This window comes from Paenibacillus ottowii, from assembly GCF_006874425.1.
GTDB classification, from domain to species: domain Bacteria; phylum Bacillota; class Bacilli; order Paenibacillales; family Paenibacillaceae; genus Paenibacillus; species Paenibacillus ottowii.
Genome location: NZ_VIJZ01000032.1, coordinates 1 through 2,194 on the forward strand (window position 1 = coordinate 1; position 2,194 = coordinate 2,194).

Below are 2,194 nucleotides of genomic sequence, written 5' to 3' on the forward strand. Positions count from 1 at the left end.
TCCTCTACGCTGCGGTTCCAAGCGACATAACCCTGCTCCGTCTCACGGAATACCGTGCGCAGTGCGTCATGATGCTGGACAATACGGTCCATCGTACGGCGCAGCGCGTCAACATCAAAGCGCCCGGATCGGTACAGCATCATGGCCTGGTTGCTGTGGTGCAGGTCAGCTGGCTGCTGCTCGAAGAACCAACGCTGAATAGGTGTCAGATTCACCTGGCCTACGACTTCTTCCTGACTGGCCATCTTGCCATCGGTACGAAGCAGCGGACTGAGCGATGCTACCGTTGGATGACTGAACAGATCCTTCATGTTCAATCGGTAACCTGCTTGCAGCAAACGGGACGAGACTTGCAAGGCCTTGATCGAATCGCCGCCCAGCTCGAAGAAGTTATCCTGCGTGCCTACGGCTTCTACGCCCAGCACTCCGGCCCATACCGCAGCCAGTACCTGCTCCACCTTCGTACGCGGGGCCACATAGGCTGCTCCCGTATGGATGCTGCCTTCTGGCTCTGGCAAGGCCTTACGGTCGATTTTGCCGTTGCTCGTCAGCGGAATGGTCTCCAGTTGTATCAGACGTGCAGGCACCATGTGCGCTGGCAGTCCTACTTCTAGGGCTGCCTGTACCTCCTCGATCCGCAGCTCGGTTGCTCCCGTGAGGTACCCACACAAATACTTGTGCCCACGCTCGTCCGTCCGGTCGATGACTACGGCTTGACGCACACCCGGCACCTGCTGGATCGCGGTTTCAATCTCGCCTAACTCAATCCGGTACCCGCGGATTTTGACTTGGTAGTCCATCCGGCCAATAAAGTCTACATTGCCGTCTGGCATCCACCGCGCCAAGTCGCCGGTGCGATACAGTCGTTCACCCGGTACGTACGGGTTCGCTACGAATTTCTCAGCGGTCAAGTCCGCACGGTTCAGGTATCCCCGTGCCACGCCAGCACCGCCAATGCACAGCTCACCCAGTACACCGATTGGCACTGGATTCAGCTGGCTGTCCACGATGTAGAAACGGGCGTTCAGCCACGCCTGCCCAATCGGCACATGGCCGCTGCTTGGCAGCTTCGACAGCTCTTCGTCATAGAAGCTGGAGTCAATCGCCGCTTCCGTAACGCCGTAGCTGTTAATAATGCGGATATCCGCACCAAACCGTTCTTGCAGCACCCGATAGTCCGTCACGCTGCAGCTATCTGAGCTCGTGATGAGCAGCTCCAGACTACTCATGTCAAGTCCCTGTTCATACACATGCTGCATAAACGGTATGATCAAGGCTGGTGTCGATTCGAACACGGTAATTTGATAATCGTGAATCCAGCCATATAGACGACTTGGGTCAATGCGGTCGTCTTTCGGACAGATGACCATCGTGCCCCCGTTATAGAGCGTCCGTGCAATATCGCCGACGAACACGTCGAAGGAGAAGCTTGCCAGTTGCAGCAATCGTACCGGGAACTGGTTCAGACGGTAATCCCGGCGATACGCCGCAGCCGTATTCACCAAGCTGCGATGTTCGACCATGACGCCCTTCGGACGTCCGGTTGTCCCCGACGTATAAATCACATACGCCAGATCCTGCGGTTCATTGATCGGTTCAATATCCGTGGCATCCCCGGTATACAGCGACTCATCATCCAGCGCCAATACAGTATGCAGACACAGCCCTGTTGCCGGTTCGGATGCCGCTTGGCTATTAGACTTCGAATCTGATTGCAAGCTTACGCCTTCATTCAGACAGTCTCTTTCCATCGTTTCAGCGCCAGCCGCTGTTTCCAGCTCGCCCTCAGTCTGTCTTCCGACCAGAGCCTGCCGGCTTTCCTCTAGCCATGCCTGTGCACGCTCCTGCAAACCGGTTTGCGTAAGCAGCACCGTCGCACCGCTGTCCTCCAGCATAAAGCGAATCCGTTCGGACGGATAATCCGCATCCAGCGGTACATAGGCGCCTCCGGCTTTCCATACCGCTAATACGCCGACCAGCATATCCACCGAGCGCTCGCTCAAAATACCAACAATCGACTCACGTCCAATGCCCTCATTCCGCAATCTACGGGCAAGCTGGTTCCCACGCTCGTTCAGCTCACGGTACGTCAGCTGCCGATCCTCGTATACAACGGCCACGTGATCTGGCACAAGCTGCGCTTGTTCTTCCACATAGGTGTGGAATACCCCTTCGGATTGCTTTTCATCACTCC

Annotated in this window: 1 protein-coding gene; it reads right to left on the reverse strand. The window is 56.4% G+C overall.

Features of this window, described 5'->3' with window-relative positions; all coding sequences use genetic code 11:
• A partial coding sequence (locus FKV70_RS25770) for a non-ribosomal peptide synthetase (protein WP_208738447.1) occupies positions 1-2,194 on the reverse strand: 2,194 nt, incomplete at both ends.